The organism is Paraburkholderia domus, from assembly GCF_905220705.1.
Classification (GTDB): Bacteria; Pseudomonadota; Gammaproteobacteria; order Burkholderiales; family Burkholderiaceae; genus Paraburkholderia; species Paraburkholderia domus.
This window is the reverse complement of sequence record NZ_CAJNAT010000002.1, coordinates 1-25,122: the sequence shown is the minus strand read 5'-3', so window position 1 is coordinate 25,122 and position 25,122 is coordinate 1. Positions and strand designations below refer to the sequence as shown.

Here is a 25,122-nt window from a genome sequence, read left to right as displayed (position 1 = left end):
TTACTGAGCACAGCACGGGAAAGCGCAGCGCGCTTTCCCGGTTCGTCTGTTTTGGTTACTTGGCGATCGACGCGCTCTTGAGGCGGCCGAAAGCGCCTTCGATCAGCGCCTTCTGCTGCTCGTAGTGCTTCGCGTAGTAGCCGACTGCCGGCGAGGCCGAAGCCGGACGTCCGCTGTATGCCAGCTTCTGCCCTTCCTTCATGCCTTCCTTCAAGTGGTGCTCGATGTAGAACCACGGGCCCTGATTCTGCGGCTCGTCCTGCACCCAGACCACTTCGGTCGCGTTGTCGTACTTCTTCATTTCCGCTTCGAACTGCTTGTGCGCGAACGGATAGAGCTGTTCGATACGGATGATCGCGACGTCGTTTGCCTTCGCTTCGCGGCGATGTGCGAGCAGGTCGTAATACACGCGGCCCGAGCAGGCCACCACGCGCTTGACCTTCTTCGCTTCAATCACTTCGTCGATTTCGCCGAGGATCGGCTGGAACGCGCCCTTCGCCAGTTCGGACAGATCCGACACGGCTTCCTTGTGACGCAGCAGCGACTTCGGCGTAGCGACGATCAGCGGCTTGCGGAACAAGCGGATCATCTGACGGCGCAACAGGTGGAAAATCTGCGCCGGCGTGGTCGGTTGAACGACCTGCATGTTGTGGTCTGCGCACAGTTGCAGGAAACGTTCGATACGTGCCGACGAGTGCTCCGGACCTTGACCTTCATAGCCGTGCGGCAGCAGCATCGTGAGACCCGACACGCGGCCCCACTTCACTTCGCCCGACGAGATGAACTGGTCGATCACGACTTGCGCGCCGTTCACGAAGTCGCCGAACTGCGCTTCCCACGCGACGAACGTATTCGGTTCAGCGGTCGAGTAACCGTATTCGAAGCCCAGCACCGCTTCTTCCGACAGCACCGAGTCGATCACCGTGAACTTCGCCTGACCTTCGGCGATGTTCTGCAGCGGCACGTAGGTGCCGTCGTTCCAGCGCTCGCGGTTCTGATCGTGCAGCACCGCGTGACGGTGCGTGAACGTGCCGCGGCCCGAGTCCTGACCGGTCAGGCGAACGGCGTAGCCCGATGCGACCAGCGACGCGAATGCCAGGTGTTCGCCCATGCCCCAGTCGAGCTTCGCTTCGCCACGGCCCATCGCGCGACGGTCGTTGATGACGCGCTCGACCAGCGGGTGAACCTTGAAGTTTTCCGGGATCGTGGTGACGCGCTCAGCGAGGCGCTTCAGCTCAGCCAGCGGCACGGCCGTATCGGCTGCGTCGGTCCACTTGCGGTTCAGGAACGGAACCCAGTCCACCGCGTACTTGCTCTTGTAGTTCGAGAGCACCGGGTCGACGGTGTGATGACCTTCGTCCATCGCCTTGCGGTAGGCCTTGACGAATTCATCGCCTTCTTCCGCCGTGATCACGCCTTGTTGCACCAGCTTTTCAGCATACAGCGCGCGCGTGCCCGGGTGCTTCGCAATCGTCTTGTACATCAGCGGCTGCGTCACAGCCGGCGTGTCCTGCTCGTTGTGACCCAGCTTGCGGAAACAGACGATGTCGACGACGACGTCCTTGTGGAACTGCATCCGGAAGTCGATGGCCAGCTGCGTAGCCAGCACGACCGCTTCAGGATCGTCACCGTTCACGTGCAGCACCGGCGCTTCGATCATCTTGACGACGTCCGAGCAGTACAACGTGGAGCGCGAGTCGCGCGGGTCCGACGTCGTAAAACCGATCTGGTTGTTGATGACGATGTGCAGCGTGCCGTGCGTGCCGTAACCGCGCGTTTGCGCGAGGTTCAGCGTTTCCATCACGACGCCCTGGCCTGCGAAAGCCGCGTCGCCGTGGATCTGCACCGGCAGCACTTGCAGGCCGCTGTCGTCGCCGCGACGGTCCATACGCGCCTTGGCCGACCCTTCGACCACCGGGTTGACGATTTCGAGGTGCGACGGGTTGAACGCGAGCGACAGGTGAACCGGGCCACCTTCGGTCGAGACGTCCGACGAGAAGCCCTTGTGGTACTTCACGTCGCCGGCCGGCAGGTCGTCGACGTGCTTGCCTTCGAATTCGGCAAACAGGTCAGCCGGCATCTTGCCGAGCGTATTGACCAGCACGTTCAGACGGCCACGGTGGGCCATGCCGATGACGATTTCCTGCACGCCGTTGGCGCCGCCGTGACGCACGACTTCGTCCATCGAGGCGATGAAGCTTTCGCCGCCTTCGAGCGAGAAGCGTTTCTGGCCGACGTACTTGGTGTGCAGGAAGCGCTCGAGGCCTTCAGCAGCCGTCAGGCGATTCAGGATGTGCTTTTTCTTTTCTTTGGAGAAGTTCGGCGTCGAACGGATCGACTCGAGCTTCTCTTTCCACCAGCGCTTCTGTTCCGGATCGCTGATGTACATGTACTCGGCGCCGATCGTGCCGCAGTACGTGTCACGCAGGGCCTGGACAATCTCGCGCAGCGAAGCACGCTCGAATCCGAAATACAGATTCGTTGCGCTGAACTCCTGGTCCATGTCGGCTTCGGTGAAGTCGTAGAACGCGGGTTCGAGTTCGGGGATAGCGGGACGTTCGCGGCGCTTCAGGGGATCGAGATTGGCCCATTGCGAGCCGAGGAAGCGATATGCGCCGATGAGGGACTGCACATAGACTTGCTTGCGGGAGGTAGCGAGATCTTCGCCGCCAGCCGCCGTGCGCGGGATGAAGGCGTTAGCCTTGGCCCGTTGCGCAAACGATTCGACGATCGGGCCATGGGCCACGTCGTTGGCATTGCTGCCATCCGATGCAGGGACGTTCTGCAACGCGTCGAAATAGCTGCGCCAGTTCTCGGGCACTGACGCCGGATTATCGAGATACGCTTCGTACATTTCTTCTACGTACGGAGCATTGCCGCCGAACAGATAAGAGTTCGACTGGAATTGCTTCATCATTTTTACGCTCACCTTTCTTCGAGTTTCTCGAGAAATAGCGGGTTACAGAACCTTCCGCGACACGGCCTGACCGTTTAGCGGATTGCGCGAATCAAGTCTTGCTTGGAAGGACCTAAAACTTTGCACCCGGGGAGCATATCACAGAACGGATAGTGCAGATAGCAGACGGATTGCCGCTCAAGCCTTTTACGACGGGCTTTCGGCCGGGTTTTCAGGACTCGCAACAGACTTCTGCGAAAAACGGGGACAAACACGACAAGCAGACGGCCAACTGCGGGCAACTACACGCAAAGCGAATAAGCGCCAGAAACGGCAAAAGCCACCCGGAGGTGGCTTTTGCCTGACATCGAGCCGCTTGCCCAGGATTAGGGCCAGTGCCGATTTAGTCCACTGCGCCCTTACGGCTGGCGCTGCGGCGCTCGTGTTCCTTCAGGTAACGCTTGCGCAGACGGATGGATTTCGGCGTGACTTCGACCAGTTCGTCGTCGTCGATGAATTCAACCGCGTATTCCAACGACATCTGGATCGGTGGCACGAGGCGCACCGCTTCGTCCGTACCCGACGAACGCACGTTGGTCAGTTGCTTGCCCTTGATCGGGTTCACGACCAGGTCGTTGTCACGGCTGTGAATGCCGATGATCATGCCTTCGTACAGCGGCTCGCCCGGCGACACGAACATACGGCCGCGATCCTGCAGCTTCCACAGTGCGTACGCCACTGCCGCGCCGTCGTCCTGCGAAATCAGCACGCCGTTACGACGCTCGCCGACACCACCTTCCCGGACCGGCTGATAGGAGTCAAACGTGTGGCTCATCAGCCCCGTACCGCGCGTCAACGTCAGGAATTCACCCTGGAAACCGATCAGCCCACGCGCCGAAATACGATACTCGAGACGCGTACGGCCACGGCCATCCGACGCCATGTCGAGCATTTCGCCCTTGCGGCGGCCCAGCTCTTCCATCACACCACCCTGATGGCCGTCTTCCATGTCAACCGTCAGGTTTTCGTACGGCTCATGCTTCACACCGTCGACTTCCGTCATCACCACGCGCGGACGCGACACGGCCAGCTCGTAGCCTTCACGGCGCATGTTTTCGACCAGAATGGTCAGGTGCAGCTCGCCGCGGCCTGCCACTTCAAACGTGGTTTCGTCGCCTGTTTCTTTCACGCGCAGCGCGACGTTGTGGTTCAGTTCCTTCATCAGGCGGTCGCGAATCTGACGGCTCGTGACGAACTTGCCTTCGCGGCCGGCCAGCGGCGACGAATTGACGAGGAAGTTCATCGTCAGAGTCGGTTCGTCGACGGTGATCATCGGCAGCGCTTCCGGTTGTTCCGGTGCGCAAATGGTCACGCCGATACCGATTTCTTCGATACCGTTGATCAGCACGATGTCGCCGGCTTCAGCCGACTCCACCTGGACGCGCTCCAGACCCTTGAACGACAGGACCTGATTGATCTTGCGATTCAGGATCGCGCCATCGGGACCCGAACGCACGGCGACGGACATGCCCGGCTTGATCGTGCCACGCGTAATGCGGCCTACGCCGATACGGCCGACGTACGACGAGTAATCCAGCGACGTGATCTGCAGTTGCAGCGGCGCTGCCGGATCAGCCGGGCGAACCGGCACGTGTTGCAGCACGGCTTCGAACAGCGGGCGCATATCGCCTTCGCGCACGTCCGCCGTCAGGCCGGCATAGCCGTTCAAACCCGATGCGTAGACGATCGGAAAGTCGAGTTGTTCGTCAGTTGCACCCAGCTTGTCGAACAGGTCGAAGGTCTGGTTGATCACCCAGTCGATCCGCGCGCCCGGCCGGTCAACCTTGTTGATCACGACGATCGGCTTGAGGCCGAGCGCCAACGCCTTCTTGGTCACGAAGCGCGTTTGCGGCATCGGGCCTTCGACTGCGTCGACCAGCAACAGCACCGAGTCGACCATCGACAGCACGCGCTCCACTTCACCGCCGAAGTCGGCGTGGCCCGGCGTGTCGACGATGTTGATGTGCGTGCCTTCGTACTCGACCGCGCAGTTCTTCGACAGGATCGTGATGCCACGTTCCTTTTCGATGTCGTTCGAGTCCATCACGCGCTCGACAACCTGCTGGTTGTCGCGGAACGTGGCGGTCTGGCGAAGGAGCTGGTCGACGAGCGTGGTCTTGCCGTGGTCGACGTGGGCAATGATGGCGATGTTGCGTAGGGCGCGAGTCATAGGAACCTGGAGACAGTTGAGTGCGCCAGCAGCAGCATTGTGTACGAAGCCAACAAAGCCCAAAGCGCACTTTTGGGAACCCAATATTGTAGCACGCCCAAATGGAGCTTTCTGGTATTCCCTGATAGGCCCTGCGTCTTCCATGCAGCGGTGCGTAGGAAATGAGACCGCCCTGCTTTGGCAATAGCCTACGCAAAGCCGCACGCATTCTGTCTTGAGCGGGAAAAGATCCTTGCCTAAGCTGTAATAACGCTTGCCGCGTCAATCAACCGACCCCTATAATCCTGCCTAGTCAACCATTGCATTCGCACGAGAATCATGACGGATCCGTCCTCAACACCCGACTCAGAGCTGAGCGTATATCAGCTAGGCGAAAGCGTCGGCTATCTGCTCTCGCGAGTGAAATCGACGATGTCGAACCTGATCACCCAGCGCAGCATGGCCGAACTGGGCATCACCAGCCAGCAAGGCAGCATCCTGTTCATGGTAGCGAGCGGCAAGTGCCTGCTGGCGGCCGAACTGGCGCGTGAATACGGCATTGACGCAAGCGCCGTCACGCGTCTGGTCGACCGGTTGGAGAAGCGCGGCCTGCTGACCAGAGTGCGCAGCAACGAAGACCGGCGGGTCGTACGCTTGGCGTTGACGCCGGAAGGTCATGCGATCGCGGCCAAAATGCCCGCCATTTTCAATGGCGTAATTGACAGTCTGCTGGGCGGTTTCACCCCCGAGGAAGTGGGCTTCCTGAAGAGCATGCTGCGCCGCGTACTCGTCAATTCCGGCGAACATACGGGACTAACCCGTGATGCAGCAAGCAATTTTGACAGCAAATCGTAATAAATTGCTTGCAGCGTCCATCATTACATTCCACTCAAAGAGTCGAGCGATGAAATCCCTTTCCCTGTCCGCGCCCGCGCTTTCGAGCCGGGCCGCTGTCGCCGCCGCGGTGACGGCGCTCGCCCTTACGGGGTGCGCGAACTACTTCGGTATGAAGAGCGACAAGCAGATCTCGTCGCCGGCTCAGTACGAGTCAGCCCATAGCCTGCCCGGCCAGAGCGGCCAGTGGCCGTCGCTCGACTGGGCCAACCAGTTCGGCGACCCGCAACTGCCCAAGCTGATTGCCGAAGCCCTGGAAGGCAGTCCGTCGATCGCGCAGGCTCAAGCACGTCTCGCCAAGGCGTCGTCGTACATCGAAAGCTCGCGCTCGGCGCTGTACCCCAAGGTCAACGGCAGCTATTCGTGGACCCGCGAGCTATTCTCGGAGAATGCGCTCTACCCGCCTCCCTATGGCGGCACCTGGTATAGCGAGAACAACGTGCTGGCGAGCGCGTCGTGGGATCTCGACCTGTGGGGCAAGAACCGCCAGCGTCTGGGCCAGGCCGTGTCGCAGGAAAAAGCCGCTGAAGCCGACATGCAGCAGGCGCGCGTGACGCTCGCCGCATCTGTGGCGAGCACGTACAACCAGCTCGCCCAGTTGTACGCGTTCCGCGACATCGCCGCACGCGAAATCGCCAACCGCCAGGATGTCAGCCGCATCACCAACGGCCGCGTGAGCGCCGGCCTCGATACCAACGTCGAACGGGAAACCGCGAACGGCAACATTGCGACCAGCCAGCAGAACCTGACCGATTTCGACGGCCAGATCATCGTCGTGCGCTATCAATTGGGCGCGTTGCTCGGCAAGGGTCCGGATCGCGGCCTGCAGATCGCCAAGCCGGTTCTGACGAACGGGAACACGGTGGCGCTGCCGAACAACCTGCCTGCCGACCTCGTGGCCCGCCGCGCGGATATCGTCGCCGCGCGCTGGCAGGTCGAAGCCGCGATGCATGACGTGAAAGAAGCGAAAGCCGAGTTCTTCCCGGACGTCAACCTCGCGGCCGGTTTCGGCTTCGATGCATTCGGCTGGGGCCGCTTCCTCAAATCCAGCAGCCGCCAGATGCAATTCGGCCCGGCAATTCACCTGCCGATCTTCGACGCCGGCGCGTTGCGCTCACAGTTGAAGGGCCGCTACGCAGATTTCGACCTCGACGTGGCCAACTACAACCAGACGCTGATCAGTGCGCTCTCGGATGTCGCAACGCAAGTGTCGTCGATCCGTTCCATCGACCAGCAATCGGGCGACGCACAGCGCGCGCTCGACGCGTCGACCAAGGCCTATCAGCTGGCGGTGATCCGCTACAAGGCTGGTTTGTCGCCCCAGTTGCAGGTGCTGACCGCCGACCAGAACCGCCTCGCCGCCGAACAGACGGTGACGGGCCTGAAGATGCGCCGCCGCGATTTGCAGATCGGCCTCATTAAAGCGCTCGGTGGCGGTTTCGACGCAACGCAAACGGGCCTCGTCGTGCCGACCGATGCCCCGGCATCGGCCACCGCCGCGACGGCCGCTGCAAACTGAAGCCACATCGACGCGATCCACACTCGCACGAACATCCGAATAAACGACGACGCTTGAGAGAACCCGGAGCACATCAATGAGCACCCCCCAGCAGCCCGCGGCCCCCGCACAATCGGCGAACAACAGCAAACGCAAGCGCATGATGACGCTGCTCGTCATCGTGATCCTGATCGCCGCGATCGCCTACGGCCTTTACTATTTCCTCGTCGCGCGCTTCCATGAAGACACTGATGACGCGTACGTGAACGGCAACGTCGTACAGATCACGCCGCAAGTCACCGGCACGGTTATCGCCGTGAACGCGGACGACACGCAAACCGTCAAGGCCGGCGACCCGCTCGTCGTGCTCGATCCGGCCGACGCGCGCGTCGCGCTCGAACAGGCCGAAGCGAATCTCGCGCAGACGGTTCGCCAGGTCCGGGGCCTGTTCGCCGACGACAATCAATACCAGGCGCAAGTTGCCCAGCGTCAGTCCGATCTGTCGCGCGCGCAGGACGACCTGAAGCGCCGCCTGACGGTCGCGCAAACTGGCGCCGTGTCGGCGGAAGAAATCTCGCACGCCCGCGACGCCGTGAAGAGCGCGCAAGCGTCTGTCGACGCTGCCCAGCAACAACTGGCGTCGAACCGCGCACTGACCGCCAACACCACGATTGCGAATCACCCGAACGTGCAGGCCGCCGCCGCGAAGGTCCGCGACGCGTACCTGAACAACGCGCGTAACAACCTGCCGGCGCCGGTCACGGGCTACGTCGCGAAGCGCTCGGTGCAGGTCGGCCAGCGCGTGTCGCCGGGCACGCCGCTGATGGCCATCGTGCCGCTGGGCGGCGTGTGGGTCGACGCGAACTTCAAGGAAGTGCAGCTGAAGTACATGCATATCGGCCAGCCGGTCGAACTGACCGCCGACGTGTACGGTTCGTCGGTGGTGTACCACGGCAAGGTGGTCGGCTTCTCAGCGGGCACGGGTTCGGCGTTCTCGCTGCTGCCCGCGCAGAACGCGACCGGCAACTGGATCAAGGTGGTGCAGCGTCTGCCGGTGCGGATCGCGCTCGACCCGCAGGAACTTGAAAAGCATCCGCTGCGTATCGGCCTGTCGATGCAAGCCGACGTCAGCATCAAGGATCAAAGCGGCGGCCAGCTCGGCGAAGCGCCGAACACGGTCTACCAGACCAACGTGTTCCAAAAGTACGGTGACCAGGCCGACGCGGAAATCGCCCGCATCATTTCGGAAAATGCCGGTCCGAACGGCGGCACGCTGAAGCCGGCTCAGGCGGCCGCGGCCAAGCCCGCCGCGAAGCTGATGTAAGCCGCGCCACGATTCATACAAGGCTTCTTTATTAATGGCTCAGGCTCAGGCGCAAGTCCCTCACCCGCCGCTCGAGGGCGCGCAGCTGGTGATCGGCACCATCGCGGTGTCGCTCGCCGTGTTCATGAACGTGCTCGACACGTCGATCGCGAACGTGTCGATCCCGTCCATTTCGGGCGACCTTGGCGTGTCGTCCGACCAGGGCACGTGGGTAATCACCTCGTTCGCGGTCGCCAACGCGATCTCCGTGCCGCTGACCGGCTGGCTCACCGAGCGTGTCGGCCAGGTTCGGCTGTTCATGGCGTCGATCATTCTGTTCGTGATCTCGTCGTGGATGTGCGGCCTCGCGCCAACGCTGCCGTTCCTGCTTGCCTCGCGCGTGCTGCAAGGCGCAGTGGCCGGCCCGATGATCCCGCTGTCGCAAACGCTGCTGCTCGCCAGCTATCCACGCGCCAAAGCGCCGATGGCTTTATCGATGTGGGCGATGACCACGCTGATCGCACCCGTGGCCGGGCCGATTCTTGGCGGCTGGATCTCGGACAACATCTCGTGGCCGTGGATTTTCTACGTCAACATTCCGGTCGGCGCGATCGCCGCGGCAGCGACGTGGATGATCTTCCGCAACCGCGATTCGGTCATCAAAAAAGCACCGATCGACGGCGTCGGTCTCGGCCTGCTGATCCTCTGGGTCGGCTCGCTGCAGGTGATGCTCGATAAGGGCAAGGACCTCGACTGGTTCTCCTCGACCACCATCGTCGTGCTGGCACTCGTCGCGGTGATTTCGCTCGCGTTCTTTATCGTCTGGGAATTGACTGCCGAGCATCCGGTGGTCGATCTGTCGCTGTTCAGCCGGCGCAATTTCACAAGCGGCACGATTGCGTTGTCGATCGGCTACGGGCTCTACTTCGGCAACCTGGTGTTGTTGCCGTTGTGGCTGCAAACCGATATCGGCTACACCGCCACCGAAGCGGGCCTCGTGATGGCGCCAGTCGGCCTGTTCGCCGTGCTGCTGTCGCCGATCACCGGCAAGGTCCTGCCCCGCACCGATCCGCGCTATATCGCGACCTTGTCGTTCCTCGTGTTCGCGCTGTGCTTCTGGATGCGCTCACGTTATACGACCGGCGTCGATACGTATTCATTGCTGCTACCCACGTTGATTCAGGGGATCGGCATGGCCGGATTCTTCATCCCGCTGGTGTCGATCACGCTGTCGGGTTTGCCAGGCAACCGGATTCCGGCTGCGTCGGGCTTGTCGAATTTCGTGCGGATCATGTGCGGCGGTATTGGCACATCGATTTTCCAGACCGCGTGGGATCACCGCACCATCATGCATCATGCGCAACTGGCCGAACAGGCGAGTGCTTACAACCCGGTGTTCGATCAGTCGATCCGCCAGATGGGTGCGGCGGGCTACAGTCAGCCGCAGGCGTATGGCCTGTTCAATACGATGGCTACGCAGCAGGCCGCGCAGTTGGGCGTGAATGATCTGTTCTTTGTATCGGCAGGGATCTTTGTCGCGCTGATCGCGCTGATCTGGATGGCAAAGCCGGAACGCGCCGGTGGCGATGCGGGTGCGGCGGCTGCGGCGGCGCATTGAGGCTCTAGCCTCTTTCCTCAGCAGCAGATAGTGTGAAAAAAAGGCGGGACCGCTGGGTAGCGGTCCCGCCTTTTGTTTGTAGCTCGTGGTGCCGGGATGGGTTACCTGTGCGTGGCATGTCGTGTCGATACCCGCGTTGTCTATGCACCGGCCGCATGCCGTCCCACAAACCCAGCTGAGGCTGGCGCGCTAGCAGGTTCGCAGGCTGACCGGCGAACTAGCTCTCCGCGGTGACCACCAATCGCTCGGGCGCCAATACACCCTCGCCTTGCTTCGCGACGCCAAGCAGACGCCCTTCTGCTGCATATACGCGTACACGGGGCGCATTCACAGCGTCGCCGGTGATCGTCAACTCGGAGAGCTTCAGACGTTGACCGTGCATGAAGCGACGCGTTGCGTCTTCGTCCAGGGTGATGAGCGGGAAGGTGGACAGCAATGCATCGACCGGCTGCAGCCACGTATCGCGCTCGCTCTCCGTCGCATCGGACAACGCGTCGAGCGTCACCGAATTCTCCAACGTCAGCGCGCCGACGCCGGTGCGCCGCAGCGCGACCAGATGCGCACCGCAACCGAGCGCTTCGCCGATATCCTCAGCGAGCGTGCGCACATACGTGCCTTTGCTGCACATGACGCGAAACGTCACGTCAGGCAACGCACAAGCAAGCATGTCGAGCGCGTGAATCGTCACCTGACGCCCTTCCCGCTCCACCGTCTGACCAGCGCGTGCATACTCGTATAACGGCTTGCCGTCACGCTTGAGCGCCGAATACATCGGCGGGACCTGGACGATGTCGCCGAGAAACTTCTGCATCGCCGCCTGGACCGCAGCCTGATCGCACGTCACATCGCGCGTGTCGATCGGCTCGCCTTCGGCGTCGCCGGTGGTCGTGCGGATACCGAGGCGCATGGTGGCCTCATAGGTCTTGTCGGCTTCGAGCAGATCTTGCGAAAACTTGGTGGCTTCGCCGAAACACAGCGGCAAGAGACCCGTGGCGAGTGGATCGAGCGTGCCGGTGTGGCCCGCCTTTTTGGCCAGGTAGAGACGCTTCGCACGAATCAGCGCGTCGTTACTCGACAGGCCGAGCGGCTTGTCGAGCAGCAGCACGCCGTCGAGCGCGCGACGCGGCACGCGGGGGCGTTGAGGTGCGGTCATGTCAGAAAGACAGGGTCTTCGAAGTGGTCGGAAACAGCGCTAAAAAAACGGCAACTGAGGCAGTGCAACCAGAACCGCAGTGCAGCGCGCTCAGTCTTCTTTCGCGCGATTGGCGTTCGCCTCGTCGATCAGACGGGACATTTCGACGGCTCGTTCGATCGTCTGGTCGTAATGGAAATGCAGCGTCGGCACGGTATGGATGTGCAGGCGCTTGAACAACTGATTGTGCAGATGGCCGGCCGCGTGCGTGAGCGCTTCGAGCGTCTGTTGCGGGTCGCCGGTCAGCGTCGTGAAGTACACCTTCGCGTGCGCGTAGTCGGGCGTCAGCTCGACGCTTTGAATCGTGACGATGCCGATGCGCGGATCCTTGACCTCGCGCAACAGCTCGGACAGGTCGCGCTGGATCTGATCGGCGATCTGCACGTTGCGATTGGGGGAAGAACGTTTTTTAGGCATGGTATTTGTGTGATCCGTCTGACGGATGCAATAAAGTTGTTCGCGCGAGCCGTGGCGGTTGTTGCCGGGACGGCGACAAAGCGGCTTGATCGCGACAGCAATCCACCGCGGGGCGCAATACGCGAAATGCGCCGGCCCAAAGACAACGGGCGGACCGGGCGCTTAAGCCCGCTCCGCCCGTTGAGCCAATGCCGCGTGATTACAGCGTACGCGCGACTTCGGTAACTTCGAAGACTTCGAACTGATCGCCTTCGACGATATCGTTGAAGTTCTTGATCGACATACCGCACTCGAAGCCCTGACGGACTTCCTTGACGTCGTCCTTGAAGCGCTTGAGCGAATCGAGCTCGCCCGTGAAGATGACAACGTTGTTGCGCAGCACGCGCACCGACGACGAGCGCTTGACGAAACCGTCCGTGACCATACAGCCGGCCACCGCACCGATCTTCGGTACCTTGAAGACCTGACGCACTTCGACCGTACCCGTCACGACTTCGCGCTTCTCCGGTGCCAGCATGCCCGACATCGCAGCCTTCACTTCATCTACTGCGTCATAGATGATGTTGTAGTAGCGAATATCGACGCCGTTGGTTTCCGCCAGCTTGCGCGCCTGTGCATCCGCACGGGTGTTGAAGCCGATGATGACCGCCTTCGAAGCCGTAGCCAGGTTGACGTCCGACTCGCTGATGCCGCCGACTGCGCCGTGCACGATCTGCACCCGGACTTCGTCGGTCGACAGCTTGAGCAGCGACTGCACCAAAGCTTCCTGCGAACCTTGCACGTCGGCCTTGACGATGAGCGGCATGTACGCCACTTCGCCTTCGCCCATCTGTTCCAGCATGTTCTCGAGCTTCGCGGCCTGTTGCTTGGCCAGCTTGACGTCGCGGAACTTGCCTTGACGGAACAACGCGACTTCACGCGCCTTGCGGTCGTCCGGCATGACGATGACTTCTTCGCCTGCTTGCGGTACTTCCGACAGACCTTGAATCTCAACCGGGATCGACGGACCTGCCGACTTGGTCGGCTTGCCGGTTTCGTCGAGCATGGCTCGCACACGACCGTAAGCGCTACCTGCCAGCACCACGTCGCCGCGGTTCAGCGTACCCGACTGGACCAGGATCGTTGCAACCGGACCCTTACCCTTATCGAGCTTCGCTTCGATGACCAGACCCTTGGCCGGTGCTTCGACCGGTGCCTTCAGTTCCAGCACTTCGGCTTGCAGCAGCACGTTTTCCAGCAACTCGTCGATACCCGCGCCGGTTTTAGCCGACACCGACACGAACGGCGAATCGCCACCGTATTCTTCCGGCACGACGCCTTCCGCGACAAGTTCCTGCTTGACGCGGTCCGGATTCGCATCCGGCTTGTCGATCTTGTTGATCGCGACGACGAGCGGCACGCCGCCAGCCTTCGCGTGGGCAATCGCTTCCTTCGTTTGCGGCATCACGCCGTCGTCGGCTGCGACCACCAGAATCACGATGTCGGTTGCCTTCGCACCACGGGCACGCATGGCCGTAAATGCTTCGTGGCCCGGCGTGTCGAGGAACGTGATGACGCCGCGCGGCGTTTCGACGTGATAGGCGCCGATGTGCTGCGTGATCCCGCCCGCTTCGCCCGCTGCCACCTTGGCGCGGCGGATGTAGTCGAGCAGCGACGTCTTACCGTGGTCGACGTGGCCCATGACCGTGACGACCGGCGGACGCGGCAGTGCTTCTGCATCCGTGATTTCGCCTTCGACCAGCATGGCTTCCGGATCGTCCAGCTTGGCCGCAACCGCATGGTGGCCCAGTTCCTCGACGATGATCATCGCCGTTTCCTGGTCCAGCATCTGGTTGATCGTGACCATCTGGCCGAGCTTCATCATCGACTTGATGACTTCCGATGCCTTCACTGCCATCTTGTGCGCCAGATCGGCGACCGTGATGGTTTCCGGCACGTGCACTTCACGCACGATCGGTTCGGTCGGCGCCTGGAACGTGGTGTTCTGATCCTGATGCTTGCCGCGGCCCTTCGGGCCACCGCGCCAGCCGCGATCGACACCGCCGCTCGAATCGCCACGCGTCTTGATACCGCGGCGCTTCGCTGCGTCGTCTTGCCAGCCGCCCTTGCCGCCGCCCGGCTTCTTCTTGTCGCCAGCGGCCGGCGTGGTCGTTGCAGCCGGAGCCGCAGCAGCCGGCTTCTTGGCTGCCGGACGTGCCGGCGCTGCGCCTTCCGGACGTGCCGGCTTGTGCAGCGTGCCCTTGGCTTCCGCGGCCTTGGCCGGCTCAGCGGGCTTCGGTGCCGGTTCCGGCGCCTTGACCTGCGCCTTGCGCGGCGTGTTCATCATTTCGCGAATCGCACGCGCTTCGGCTTCTGCCGCCGCGCGACGCTTGCTGATTTCTTCCTGCTCGGCGCGCGTCTTCTCGGCGGCCTGACGCGCTGCGTCTTCCGCTTTCTTCGCCGCTTCGCGTTGTGCCGCGCGTTCTGCCGCAGCGCGCTCGTCGTCCTGCTCGCTTTCCTTGGCAGCAACCGGCTCCGCAGCCTTGGCCGCTACCGCTTCAGCCTTCGCAGCCGCCGGCTGGGCAGCCGGCTTCGCCGCTTGAGCCTGCTCGCGAGCCGCTGCTTCGGCCGCAGCCGCCGCACGCTTCTTCGCCGCTTCTTCTTCCGCACGACGGCGCTCGGCTTCAGCAGCCTGTTCGCGCGCCTGACGTTCGGCTTCTTCGCGTTCGAGTTGTTCCTGACGCGCCTTCAGCTCCTGAGCCTGCTTTTCGAGCAGCTCGGCTTCGTGACGAGCTTCCTCTTCACGACGCTGGAGTTCGAGATCGTCGACATCGGCCTCGGCCACATGATTCGATGCATCGCCGCCTTCAGCGGCGGATTCGTCGCGGCGGACGAAAGTGCGCTTCTTACGCACCTCGACCTGAATGGTGCGAGCTTTGCCCGTCGCGTCGGATTGCTTGATCTCCGACGTATGCCGTTTCGTCAGCGTGATCTTGCGCTTGTCCGCATCAGTCGAGCCGTGAGACTTGCGCAAGTGGTCGAGCAGACGCGCCTTGTCCGTTTCGGACAAGCTGTCGTCTTCGCTCGCTTTAGTGACGCCTGCTGCCTGAAGCTGCTCAAGGAGCACGCCTGCAGGCATTTTCAGTTCCGCGGCAAATTGGGCTACGTTGTTACTCGCCATTCATTCCTCTTAATGCAAGGACCGATTCCTTGCGGTTAGCATCTTGTCATGCGGCCTAACGGCCGCGGTCAATTTAGTGCGCCATGGTCATTTCTCACTGGAACCAGTGTTCACGTGCTTTCATGATCAACGCCTTAGCGGCATCCTCTTCCATTCCGGTCATCTCGACCAGTTCATCCACAGCCAGTTCGGCGAGGTCGTCGCGCGTCTGGATCTGATGTTCGGCAAGCTTGGCGAGCAGGTCGGCATCCATGCCGTCCAGGCTCTTCAGGTCGAGCGCTACATTTTCGACCTTTTCTTCATTTGCGATCGCCTGCGTCAGCAATGCATCGCGCGAGCGGTTACGCAGTTCGTGAACGGTGTCTTCGTCGAATGCTTCGATTTCGAGCATTTCGTTGAGCGGCACATAAGCGATCTCTTCGAGGCTCGTAAAGCCTTCGTCGATCAGGATGTCGGCAACTTCTTCGTCGACATCGAGACGCGCCATGAACAGGTCACGCAGTACACCGCGTTCCTGATTCTGCTTTTGCGCAGATTCGTCCGGCGTCATGATGTTGATCTGCCAGCCGGTGAGTTCGCTGGCAAGACGCACGTTCTGGCCGCTACGGCCGATCGCGACCGCCAGTTCGTTTTCGTCTACGACGACGTCCATCGAATGCTTTTCTTCATCGACGACGATCGACTGGACGGCTGCCGGCGCGAGCGCGCCGATCACAAACTGTGCGGGATCTTCCGACCATAGCACGATGTCGACGTTTTCGCCACCGAGCTCGTTACGCACCGCCTGTACACGCGAACCGCGGATACCGACGCAGGTGCCGATCGGATCGATGCGTTTGTCGTAAGCAACCACACCGATCTTGGCGCGCACGCCTGGATCGCGGGCCGCCGCCTTGATTTCCAGCAGACCCTGTTCGATTTCCGGCACTTCCATTTCGAACAGCTTCATCAGGAATTCGGGCGCCGTACGCGACAGTTCGATCTGCGGACCGCGAGCGGTGCGATCGACCTTGGCGATATAGGCGCGCACGCGGTCACCCACGCGCAGATTTTCCTTCGGAATGAGCTGGTCGCGGCGCAGCAGCGCTTCGACACGGCCGGTTTCGACGATGAAGTTGCCCTTATCAAGGCGCTTCACCGAGCCGGTCATGATGTGCTCGCCGCGCTCGAGGAAGTCGTTCAGGATCTGCTCGCGTTCCGCGTCGCGCACCTTCTGCAGGATCACCTGCTTGGCAGCCTGCGCGCCGATACGGCCGAATTCGATCGACGGCACCGGTTCTTCGATGTATTCGTCGAGCTGAATCTCCGGCTTCTGTTCGCGTGCTTCGAACAGCAGGATTTCCTGATCCGGCTCTTGCAGGCCAGCTTCGTCCGGCACCACTTTCCAGCGGCGAAACGTTTCGTGCTCGCCGCTTTCACGGTCGATCTGGACGCGGATATCCGCATCTTCTTCGAAGAGTTTCTTGGAGGCCGAAGCGAGGGCCGCCTCGAGCGCGGCAAATACCACGTCTTTGTCGACGTTCTTCTCGCGTGCCAGCGCATCCACCAGCATCAACACTTCGCGACTCATTGTTTGCGGCTCCTAAAGTCAACTTTCGGAACGAGGCGTGCCTTATCGATATCCGCGACGGTGAAATCGAGCATCGCGGCGCCTTCCTTCCCTTCAAATTCCAGACCGATCGTCTCGCCTTGCGGAGCATGCAGAATGCCCCGGTACGATTTCCGTCCGTCCAATGGCTTTTTCAATGTGATTACCACTTCGCTGCCTGCGAAGCGTTCGAAATCCGCCAGTTTTTTCAGCGGGCGGTCGAGACCCGGCGACGACACTTCAAGCCGCTCGTAATCGATATTTTCGACCGTCAGAACGTGCTGGAGCTGACGCGTGACTTTCTCGCAGTCTTCGATCGCGATGCCGGCCGGCTGGTCGATGTAAATACACAAACTGCCGCGCCCGGTGCGCTCGAGATCGACGAGCTCGTAGCCGAGTCCCACGACCGTGGTTTCAATCAGTTCCGTCAGTTGCACAGTGCCCTCTAAGATGTTCGCGCGGCGAGACCTGCCGGGTTTGTCTGCAAACACCAATGCGGGCCGCGCGCCAAGCCGGCGCACGTTCGTGCTACCCGAGATGCCGAACCACTTAGAACTGAGCGGCAAAAAAAAATGGGCTAAACGCCCATCATCTTATTGCCGGTGGTCGCACCTGAGCCGCACATGAAAAGCCGCACGCCCAGCGACTCCGCGATTGTAGCCATTTTTCGGGACAAACGCAAACCGCAGAACGCCGCGCGAAGCGCATTTCCGCTTGATTTCATGGGAATCTTTCAACGATGTGGCGACGCTCCGGGCCTTTTGCAAGGCGGCCTGCGCCTGCCCAGACCCACGCCGGACGAGCAGGGCCAGAAAACTCTGCCCCTACTTATGCACACTCCGCGGTTTTATGCGCTACATGAAATCCGCGGCGCTCGTCGATCGATTCTGACGGTGGCGGCGCGTAAATCGTTGAGAAACGATCAGCCGCCCAACCGTCATGCTTACATCACCTGCTGCTTAACGGCCACGCGTGCGACCGCGCGGCGCGCCGCCGCCACGATTCGCACCGCCCACGTTGGCGTTACCACCACCGGCGCGGTTGGCGTTACCGCCACGATTGCCGCCCGGCCCGCGACCGCCCCCGCCCGTACCCGGATTGCCGCCAGGGCCGCCAGCGCGCTGAGCGCCGCCGCCCGCACGATTGCCACCACCTGACGGCGCGCGATTGCCGTCGACGTCACCGCCACGGCCACCACGCGGACCAGGCGCGCCGCCGCCCATCGGGCCGCTGAAACCACCTGCGCTGCGCCCAGCGCCGCGATTGCCGTAGCCGCTGGCGCCACCACCAAAACCACCACCCGCACCGCCGCCGAAGCCGCCGCCCGCCGCACCGCGGCGGCCTTGACCGCGCGGCTGCTGCTGGTCGAAACGGCCATGCGACATCAGCACCGGTTCGCGGCTAATGAAGCCCATCGACGTTTGCATCGGATCCGGCTGCTTACGCTCCGGCGCCTCTCTGCGACCGCCCTTTTCTTCCGACGGCGCCTTCAGGCCGACGGACGCCATCAGCGCGCGCACCTGATTGTCTTCGAGCTCTTCCCAGCGACCGCGCTTCAGTCCCTTCGGCAACGAAATCGGGCCGTGACGCGTACGGATCAGGCGGCTGACCATCAGCCCGGCGGCTTCGAACATGCGGCGCACTTCACGATTACGCCCTTCGGCGAGCGCGACGTGATACCAATGATTGGTGCCCTCGCCGCCGCCATCGCGGATGCGCAGGAAATTCGCGGGACCGTCTTCCAGCTCGACGCCGTGCAACAGCTTCTGACGCATGCCTTCAGCCAGCTCGCCGACCACGCGCACCGCATATTCACGCTCGACGCTGTAACGCGGATGCATGAAACGGTTTGCCAGATCGCCCGAGGTGGTCAGCATCAGCAGACCTTCCGTGTTGAAATCGAGGCGGCCGACCGCGAGCCACTTGGCGGTCTTCATGGGCGGCAGCTTGTCGAACACCGACGGGCGGCCTTCCGGATCGGCGTGGCTGACGATTTCACCGGTCGGCTTGTGATACAGCAGAACGCGCGGCGGCTTATTGGCCAGCTTGCGCTTGACGGGCTTACCGTTGATGCGAACCTGGTCGGTCGGCATGATGCGCTGGCCGATGTGGGCAGGCTCGCCGTTCACCGACACGCGGCCGGCGACGATCAATTCTTCCATGTCGCGGCGCGAGCCCATGCCGGCTTCGGCCAGCACTTTGTGCAGCTTCGGTGCGTCGTCGTCCGCGGCGAGTACACGCTTGGGCGCGGCCGGCTTGCCACGGCGCAGCATCGGGGCGCGCACGCCGCCGGTGGCGCTGTTGTCCGCATCGAATGCGGGCGAGGTGACGTACGAGAACAGATCGTCCGGGCTCGCTTCAGTCGCGGCTGCCACCGGTGCTTCGCTGCCCCGGCGATTCTGACGCTGACCACCTTCGCGCGGCTGACGCTCACCGCGACCGCCTTCACGCTGACCTTCGCGAGGTCCGCCTTCGCGTTGACCACCCTCGCGCTTCGCGCCACCCGCATTGCGGCGCGGGCCCTTGGCGCCGGCATCCTTGCGCGGCATGCGCACCTGCGCAACCACCTCGCCGTCCGGCGGCGCTTCAGTGACGACCGGCGCTCCTTGCGCGGGCGCACCTTCGGCGCCCTTCGTCTTCGCTCCGGCGCGGCGGCGCGCGATCAGGCTGCGCGGTCCGCGACGCAGGCCGCGACGCGGACGGTCTTCACCGTCTGCTTCCGTGGTCTGCGCCGGGCGCTCGCCCTCGCCTGCCGATGCTTGCGTGGTGCGCGCTTCGTCGGCGCGCGCCGACGGCACGGCGCGCTCGGATTCGGACGAATCGGTGTCGTGGGTATGTGTCAAAACAACCTCAAAATGTCAGGTCGCGCGCGCCCATTGCGGGCGCGGCAAAAAAAGTTCGGTTACGTCAGGCGCTGCGCGACTCAGGTTCGTCGTCGGTCAGAATGCCTGCGTCCTGCGCCGCATCGCGACGATCCTCAGGATCGCCGTGCGCCGCCGTGGTCGGGTTCGGCTCGGCGGCGTGCTCCGTATCGCGGAGTACGCCCGAGTCGTGCGCGGGTATTGCCAGATCGGTCTGGGAGACCGGATCGTGATTCAGTGCAGGCTCGGCGGCGCCGGCCTGCGGCTCAACGTTTGCCGATTCGGCATATTCTTGCCCAGCAGTGGCTACAGCATCCTGTTGCGACTCGGGTGCGGGCGCGATATCCGTCGCGCCATGTAGTGCCTCGGCAGGTTCAGCTGCCTCGTTTGCTTCGGTCGACTCCGCCTGCGGCACCTGATCGACCGGTACCTGGTGCTCTTCGGCGTGTTCGCCGGCGATTTCCGTTCCCGCTGTCTCGCCTAGGGCGGAGTCCGCCTGCTCTTCGAGCGGGGCCTCTTCGCCCGGCGCCAACGCCTGTGCGGCCTCGATCTCGGAAAATTCGATCGCATGCTGACCGAGCAGATCCGCGTTCAACTGCGCCGACGGATCGGCGAGCGGCGGCAATTCGTCGAGCGCCTTCAAACCGAGGTCGTCGAGAAATTGCCGCGTGGTCGCGTACAGCGCCGGGCGGCCTGGCACATCACGATGGCCGATCACTTCGATCCAGCCGCGATCCTCGAGTTGCTTGACGACCTGCGTGTTCACCGTGACGCCGCGAATCTCTTCGATATCGCCGCGCGTGACCGGTTGCCTGTACGCAATGATCGCGAGCGTCTCGAGCACCGCGCGCGAATATTTCGGCGGCTTCTCAGGATGCAATCGATCCAGGTACGAACGCATCGCGGGCTTGCTTTGAAATCGCCAGCCCGAAGCCAGCCCGACCAACTCCACACCGCGCCCGGACCAATCCTGCTTGAGGTCTTCGAGCAAATTCCGAACAGTGTCTGCCGACACGCCGTCGGCAAAGAGCTTGCGCAAGTCGCCGAGCTTTAACGGCTCCTGCGCGCAGATCAAGGCAGTCTCGAGGACGATCTTCGCCTCTTGGGTATTCATGCAGCTAGGTCAGACCCTGTGGTCAAAGAACCGGATCAAACAGACGATGTGGAACTGAAGACGCGCTCGCCCGATTCTGATCGGTCATATTGATGGGAGCACGCACCGGGGGGAGGCGAAACAGGCAATCGAGCCAAACCCAGCCGGACGGAGCAGCGATGTTCCTGAAAGGAATCGCGTGACTGAGCGCCATATTACGCAAAAACAATCGGTGCGTAAAGACGAAATCCCCGGCGCATTCTTTAGCTTTGGCTTCGCCCGCGAGCTTTCGCGGAAAAGTAGGCCGAAATGCACGGGCATCGGGCCGAAATAGGCCTTCAAACCGGGCCGGCAGCCCGCTCCGCCGCGGCTCAATGCGTGCCGTGTTGCGCCAGGAACCGCTTAAGCCGCTCGACACCCGCATCGAGCCGCGCCGTGTCGCAGGCATAGCACCAGCGCACGAAGCCCTCGCCTTGCGGGCCAAAAGCGCTGCCAGGCGCCACGCCCAGACCCACTTCGCGCACCAAGGCCTTGCATAACTCGAGACTGCGCGACGCACCCGGCATCGAGAAAAACAGATACATCGCCCCGGGCGGCGCCTTCACGTCGACACCCGGCACGCTGGACAGCGCCCGCACCAGATAGTCGCGCGACGCCTTCAGGTCGAGCACCAGTTCCTGCGTGAAGCGCTCGCCCTGCTGGACGGCCGCGATCCCCGCCTGCTGGACGAAATCCGGCGCGCACGACGTGTTGTATTCGACCAGCTTGCCCAGATCGTCCATCAGCGAGGCTGGCGCGACGATCCAGCCGAGCCGCCAGCCGGTCATCAGCCACGCCTTGGAAAACGAATTCACGCAGATCACGCGCTCGTCGCGCGTGGCCAGATCGAGAAACGACGGCGCTGTGCGCGAATGGGCGTCGCCTGCGCCAGGTTCAGCGTGCGCATAATAAAGACGCTCGTAGACTTCATCGGCGACGATCCAGATACCGTGGCGACGACAATGCGCCAGCACGGCGCGCTGCTCGTCGCGACTCATCACCCAGCCGGTCGGATTATTCGGCGAATTGATCAGCAGCATCTTCGTGCCGGGCGTCAGCGCCGCCAGCAGCTGCTCGAGATCGAGCTGCCAGCCGCGCTCGCCGTAGCCCAGCGCGACGGTTTCCACATGCGCGCCCAGAATTTTGGGAATCTCGACCAGATTCGGCCACAGCGGCGTTACCGCGACGACACGGTCACCCGCGCCCACTACCAGCTGGGCGGCCAGCATCAGCGCGTTGACACCGGCGCTCGTCACCGCAATGTGATCGGGCGAGGTTGTCCCATGCAACTCGCTGACGTACTCCGCGAGCGCCGCGCGCAGCGGCGCAATGCCGAGGTTGTGCGTGTAGAAAGTGGCGCCGGCGGCCAACGCGGCGCTCGCGGCGTCGCGAATGAAGGCCGGGGTCACCCGGTCGGACTCGCCGAACCAGAACGGCAGTACGTCTGCGACGCCGAAACCGGCATTCGCGACTTCACGGATCTGCGAAGGACGCAGTGCGCGCACGGCATCGCGCGCGTTGGGGACGGAGGGCACAGGCAGATCCGATTCGCTCATCGAGGCTTCCAGACGGGTGATAGACAGGTAATGGGTCAAGGCTGACGCTTGGCGGAGCGCCACAGTTTAGCGCGGCGCCTGTTTTTGGGACGGCGAAGTCACGAGGTGACGACGCGTGCCCCGTGCACGCATCAGCTCAAATCCTCAGCCCGCGCCGGCAATTGACGAATCAGGCCCCATACCGCCTCCGCCGCCGGCGACAGCGAGCGGTCGCGCCGCCGCACCAGTTCAACCGTGCGCTCGGCACGCGGCACAAGCGGCCGCGCCACCAGCGAGGCGCCCGCCGGCAGCGGCAGCGCCAGCCATGGCAGCACGCTCACACCGACACCCGCCTCGACCAGCCCAAAAACGGTCGCGGAATGCCCCAACTCCTGCACCACGGTGGCGCTCACGCCGTACTCCTGCATCACGGCGTCGATGATCGGCCGGCTGCCTGATGCGTAATCGAGCATGACAAGCTGCTGACCCTCGAGGTCCGTCCATGCCACCCGCTCCTGCGCCGCCAAGGGGTGGTCATCGCGCGACACGACGCAAAACGAATCCGTCATCAGCGATTCGCTCCACAGGTCGTCGGCGGAAAACGGTCCGATGATCACGCCGAAATCGACCTCGCCCGACTTCACCTTGCGCACCACGTCGCTTTGCACGTCGTCGCGCAAACCCAATGTGATGTAGGGAAACTGGCGCCCGCACGACGCCACCACGCCGGGCATCAACCGGCAGGCGACCGTCGGGCTCGCGGCCACCACCACGCGTCCGCGGCGCTGCTCGCCGATTTCGCGGATCTCGCGCAACGCGTCATCCAGATCCGTCAGCAGGCGCGACACGCTCGATACCAGATTGCCGCCGACATCCGTTAGCTGCACCTCGCGCGTAGTGCGGTCGATCAACTTCAGACCGATCTCCCCCTCCAGCTCGCGTACGCAGCGGCTGACCGCCGATTGCGTCAGGCCGATCTCATCGCCGGCCCGGCTGAAGCTCTGCAAGCGGGCGACCTCAATGAAAACCCTTAGCTGACGCAGCGTCACATTCATTTACCAACCTCATCAATAACTCCATTTGATGCGCATTGTATGGCGAAATGCCGCACCACAGCCGTGTTTAGTGATCTCGCTGCAATGCAGCAATAAGGCGCAAACGCACGCTGGTCGGGCTTGATTGCACAAGATTGGTGATTGTCCCGATTTGCGAGATGGGTTTTTTGGATTCTTATACGCCCCTAGCTAGCGCCCGCGCTGGCCCGCTGTCACAGGGCTTTCAGGTGGTTGGACTTAACTTGGCACACTTCCTGCATTTACATGCACACAGGGTCGGCGCCATGACTTCTGACTGAATAGCAGCTCGTGGCAAGCCCGACCCCCCTTGGCACTCGCCTATCGAGTGCATGGAGAGTGCGCGGCGCGGGGCAGCGCACCGGAGTTAGCTTCGCTGAGGTGAAACATGATGCTGTTCGACGATTTGAGAGACAACGAGTGGGCGCTGGTCGAGGCGTTGTTCTGTGCGGAGCCAGCACGGAGCGAACGGCGCGGTCGGCCACGCGTGGAAGCACGCGCGGTTGTCAACGCTGTGCTTTGGGTGCTGTCGACGGGTGAAGGCTGGTCGAAACTGCCGGGCCGCTATCCGTCGCCGCCGACTTGCCGCCGTCGCTTCGACGAATGGCAAGCCGATGGTACGCTCGCCGAAATAGTTAAGCGACTCGGCACGAGCGGCCGTGAAATTTCGCTGCGCGGGCGCATTGGCGCGACCGCAGCGAAACCGCCGGCACCGCCGAGCCGCGACCGCCTGCGTGGCGCATTCTGGACCAATCCGGAATCGTGGCGCGCGCCGGTCAAGATGGCCTGACGCGAATTGCTTTGCCTCCGGGCGCCTGCGGGCGCCCGGCGTTTATCCGGGCCTCCGGGCGCCCGCCGTGCGTCGTATGTCGACGCCCGACCGACCTGCAATGGGCACCGCTCCTCGGCGCGCCCAGCACAGTCGTCCCTTCCCGCTTCACCGATCTTCCTATCAACTCGCTTCAGCTGCCCGCAGCGGCTCGATAGTTGCCGGTGAAACATCCATTTACTATTGCTTACAGCGTGCTTTCGTTACTCGGCATACCGTATGTGTATGCAAACAGGCCTTGAGTCGATCGGCTTGACGGGAGCTCAGCATGAAACCAATGTCACTGCTTCTGTGCGGCATTGTCGTTTCATCAATGGCCGCACCGGCGCTCGCACAGCAGCGCCCACAAGGCAGGAACTGGCGGCCGGATCACACGGCCACCGCCGAAGCCTGGCAGCAAAATGAAACACGCAGCCGCGATTTCACGCCGCCCGTGCCGCGAGGCGACTTGCGCGGCGATATCGCGAGCAATGTACGCGCGCGGCCGGAACCGCCGCGCGAGGATCCCGCACGCAACCGCTAGGCATGCGTCGCCGCGATCATGAACCGCCGAGTGCTGTCAAATCGTGCCAGTCGTGTGTAGTGGGACCGCTGCGGTTGTCGGCTACAGGTAGAGCGCCTACGGTAGCTGCAAGGCAATGCGCTGCATGACGAATTGAACGTTCGGGGAACCACCCGGCGCCGCGTCAGTCTGATTCAACGCCATTAGCACAGCGTGGCAGTAGTAATTCCGGTACGCCCGTATCCTTGCGATACGGGCTTTTTTTTGGTGCGCCGAGCATGCGCAACAGCTAGGGGGTGCAAGTCCCCTTCTATGAGCAGGAAGTTGTCAAGGCCTTTCGCGAACTCCCCGTTTTGTGGACGCCATGAACTGATGTCCAGGAGTTATCCACGGCCGGTCGGCGGGTCGCCTCTCA

Annotated in this window: 16 protein-coding genes and 1 pseudogene; 6 read left to right on the top strand and 11 right to left on the bottom strand. The window is 62.6% G+C overall.

What is annotated here, in order from left to right:
- Window positions 1-55 precede the first annotated feature (55 nt).
- Both KHO31_RS05225 and typA read right to left on the bottom strand, forming a co-directional pair.
- A complete protein-coding gene (locus KHO31_RS05225) occupies window positions 56-2,917 on the bottom strand; it encodes a 2-oxoglutarate dehydrogenase E1 component (RefSeq protein WP_201084058.1) in 2,862 nt (953 codons plus the stop codon).
- 382 nt (window positions 2,918-3,299) lie between these two features.
- Window positions 3,300-5,126 carry a translational GTPase TypA gene (gene typA / locus KHO31_RS05220; protein WP_201084057.1) on the bottom strand — a complete coding sequence of 609 codons (1,827 nt, stop codon included), beginning with the start codon at window positions 5,124-5,126 and terminating at the stop codon, window positions 3,300-3,302.
- Between the two features lie 318 nt (window positions 5,127-5,444).
- On the opposite strand from typA, the gene KHO31_RS05215 reads away from it, so the two are divergent.
- From KHO31_RS05215 to KHO31_RS05200, 4 genes are all read left to right on the top strand, one after another.
- Window positions 5,445-5,960, top strand: a complete 516-nt coding sequence (locus KHO31_RS05215; RefSeq protein WP_201084056.1) for a MarR family winged helix-turn-helix transcriptional regulator — start codon at window positions 5,445-5,447, stop codon at window positions 5,958-5,960.
- A 49-nt stretch (window positions 5,961-6,009) separates the two neighbouring features.
- On the top strand, window positions 6,010-7,518 hold the full coding sequence (locus KHO31_RS05210; RefSeq protein ID WP_201084055.1) for an efflux transporter outer membrane subunit: 1,509 nt from the start codon (window positions 6,010-6,012) through the stop codon (window positions 7,516-7,518).
- A gap of 76 nt (window positions 7,519-7,594) precedes the next feature.
- Window positions 7,595-8,821 (top strand): EmrA/EmrK family multidrug efflux transporter periplasmic adaptor subunit, encoded by a 1,227-nt coding sequence (locus tag KHO31_RS05205; RefSeq protein WP_211622852.1) that lies wholly within the window; start codon window positions 7,595-7,597, stop codon window positions 8,819-8,821.
- Window positions 8,822-8,855: 34 nt separating this feature from the next.
- On the top strand, window positions 8,856-10,418 hold the full coding sequence (locus KHO31_RS05200; RefSeq protein WP_211622851.1) for a DHA2 family efflux MFS transporter permease subunit: 1,563 nt from the start codon (window positions 8,856-8,858) through the stop codon (window positions 10,416-10,418).
- A 217-nt stretch (window positions 10,419-10,635) separates the two neighbouring features.
- Here KHO31_RS05200 and truB read toward each other — a convergent pair whose 3' ends face one another.
- From truB to KHO31_RS05155, 9 genes are all read right to left on the bottom strand, one after another.
- Complete coding sequence (gene truB / locus KHO31_RS05195; RefSeq protein ID WP_201084052.1) at window positions 10,636-11,571, bottom strand: tRNA pseudouridine(55) synthase TruB; 936 nt, start codon at window positions 11,569-11,571, stop codon at window positions 10,636-10,638.
- A gap of 90 nt (window positions 11,572-11,661) precedes the next feature.
- Window positions 11,662-12,027 (bottom strand): 30S ribosome-binding factor RbfA, encoded by a 366-nt coding sequence (gene rbfA, locus KHO31_RS05190; protein WP_120292913.1) that lies wholly within the window; start codon window positions 12,025-12,027, stop codon window positions 11,662-11,664.
- Window positions 12,028-12,226: 199 nt separating this feature from the next.
- Entirely contained in the window at window positions 12,227-15,187 is a 2,961-nt protein-coding gene (gene infB / locus KHO31_RS05185; RefSeq protein ID WP_201084051.1) for a translation initiation factor IF-2, read from the bottom strand.
- A 94-nt stretch (window positions 15,188-15,281) separates the two neighbouring features.
- Complete coding sequence (gene nusA / locus KHO31_RS05180) at window positions 15,282-16,757, bottom strand: transcription termination factor NusA (protein ID WP_201084050.1); 1,476 nt, start codon at window positions 16,755-16,757, stop codon at window positions 15,282-15,284.
- Window positions 16,754-17,212, bottom strand: coding sequence for a ribosome maturation factor RimP (gene rimP, locus KHO31_RS05175; protein WP_074286020.1), 459 nt, complete (start codon window positions 17,210-17,212; stop codon window positions 16,754-16,756). Before rimP ends, nusA begins: the two co-directional genes overlap by 4 nt.
- Before the next feature lie 522 nt (window positions 17,213-17,734).
- Complete coding sequence (rluB, locus tag KHO31_RS05170) at window positions 17,735-19,618, bottom strand: 23S rRNA pseudouridine(2605) synthase RluB (RefSeq protein WP_201084049.1); 1,884 nt, start codon at window positions 19,616-19,618, stop codon at window positions 17,735-17,737.
- A 64-nt stretch (window positions 19,619-19,682) separates the two neighbouring features.
- Window positions 19,683-20,750 (bottom strand): SMC-Scp complex subunit ScpB, encoded by a 1,068-nt coding sequence (gene scpB, locus KHO31_RS05165; protein ID WP_201084048.1) that lies wholly within the window; start codon window positions 20,748-20,750, stop codon window positions 19,683-19,685.
- Window positions 20,751-21,100: 350 nt separating this feature from the next.
- Window positions 21,101-22,324, bottom strand: a complete 1,224-nt coding sequence (locus KHO31_RS05160) for a pyridoxal phosphate-dependent aminotransferase (RefSeq protein ID WP_211622849.1) — start codon at window positions 22,322-22,324, stop codon at window positions 21,101-21,103.
- A gap of 131 nt (window positions 22,325-22,455) precedes the next feature.
- Window positions 22,456-23,358 (bottom strand): LysR family transcriptional regulator, encoded by a 903-nt coding sequence (locus tag KHO31_RS05155; protein WP_201084046.1) that lies wholly within the window; start codon window positions 23,356-23,358, stop codon window positions 22,456-22,458.
- Between the two features lie 409 nt (window positions 23,359-23,767).
- Between KHO31_RS05155 and KHO31_RS05150 the strand changes: the two are divergent.
- Window positions 23,768-24,163 (top strand): annotated as a pseudogene (locus KHO31_RS05150) (transposase); the annotation flags it as partial.
- Window positions 24,164-24,473: 310 nt separating this feature from the next.
- Entirely contained in the window at window positions 24,474-24,728 is a 255-nt protein-coding gene (locus KHO31_RS05145) for a hypothetical protein (RefSeq protein WP_211622848.1), read from the top strand.
- Window positions 24,729-25,122 lie beyond the last annotated feature (394 nt).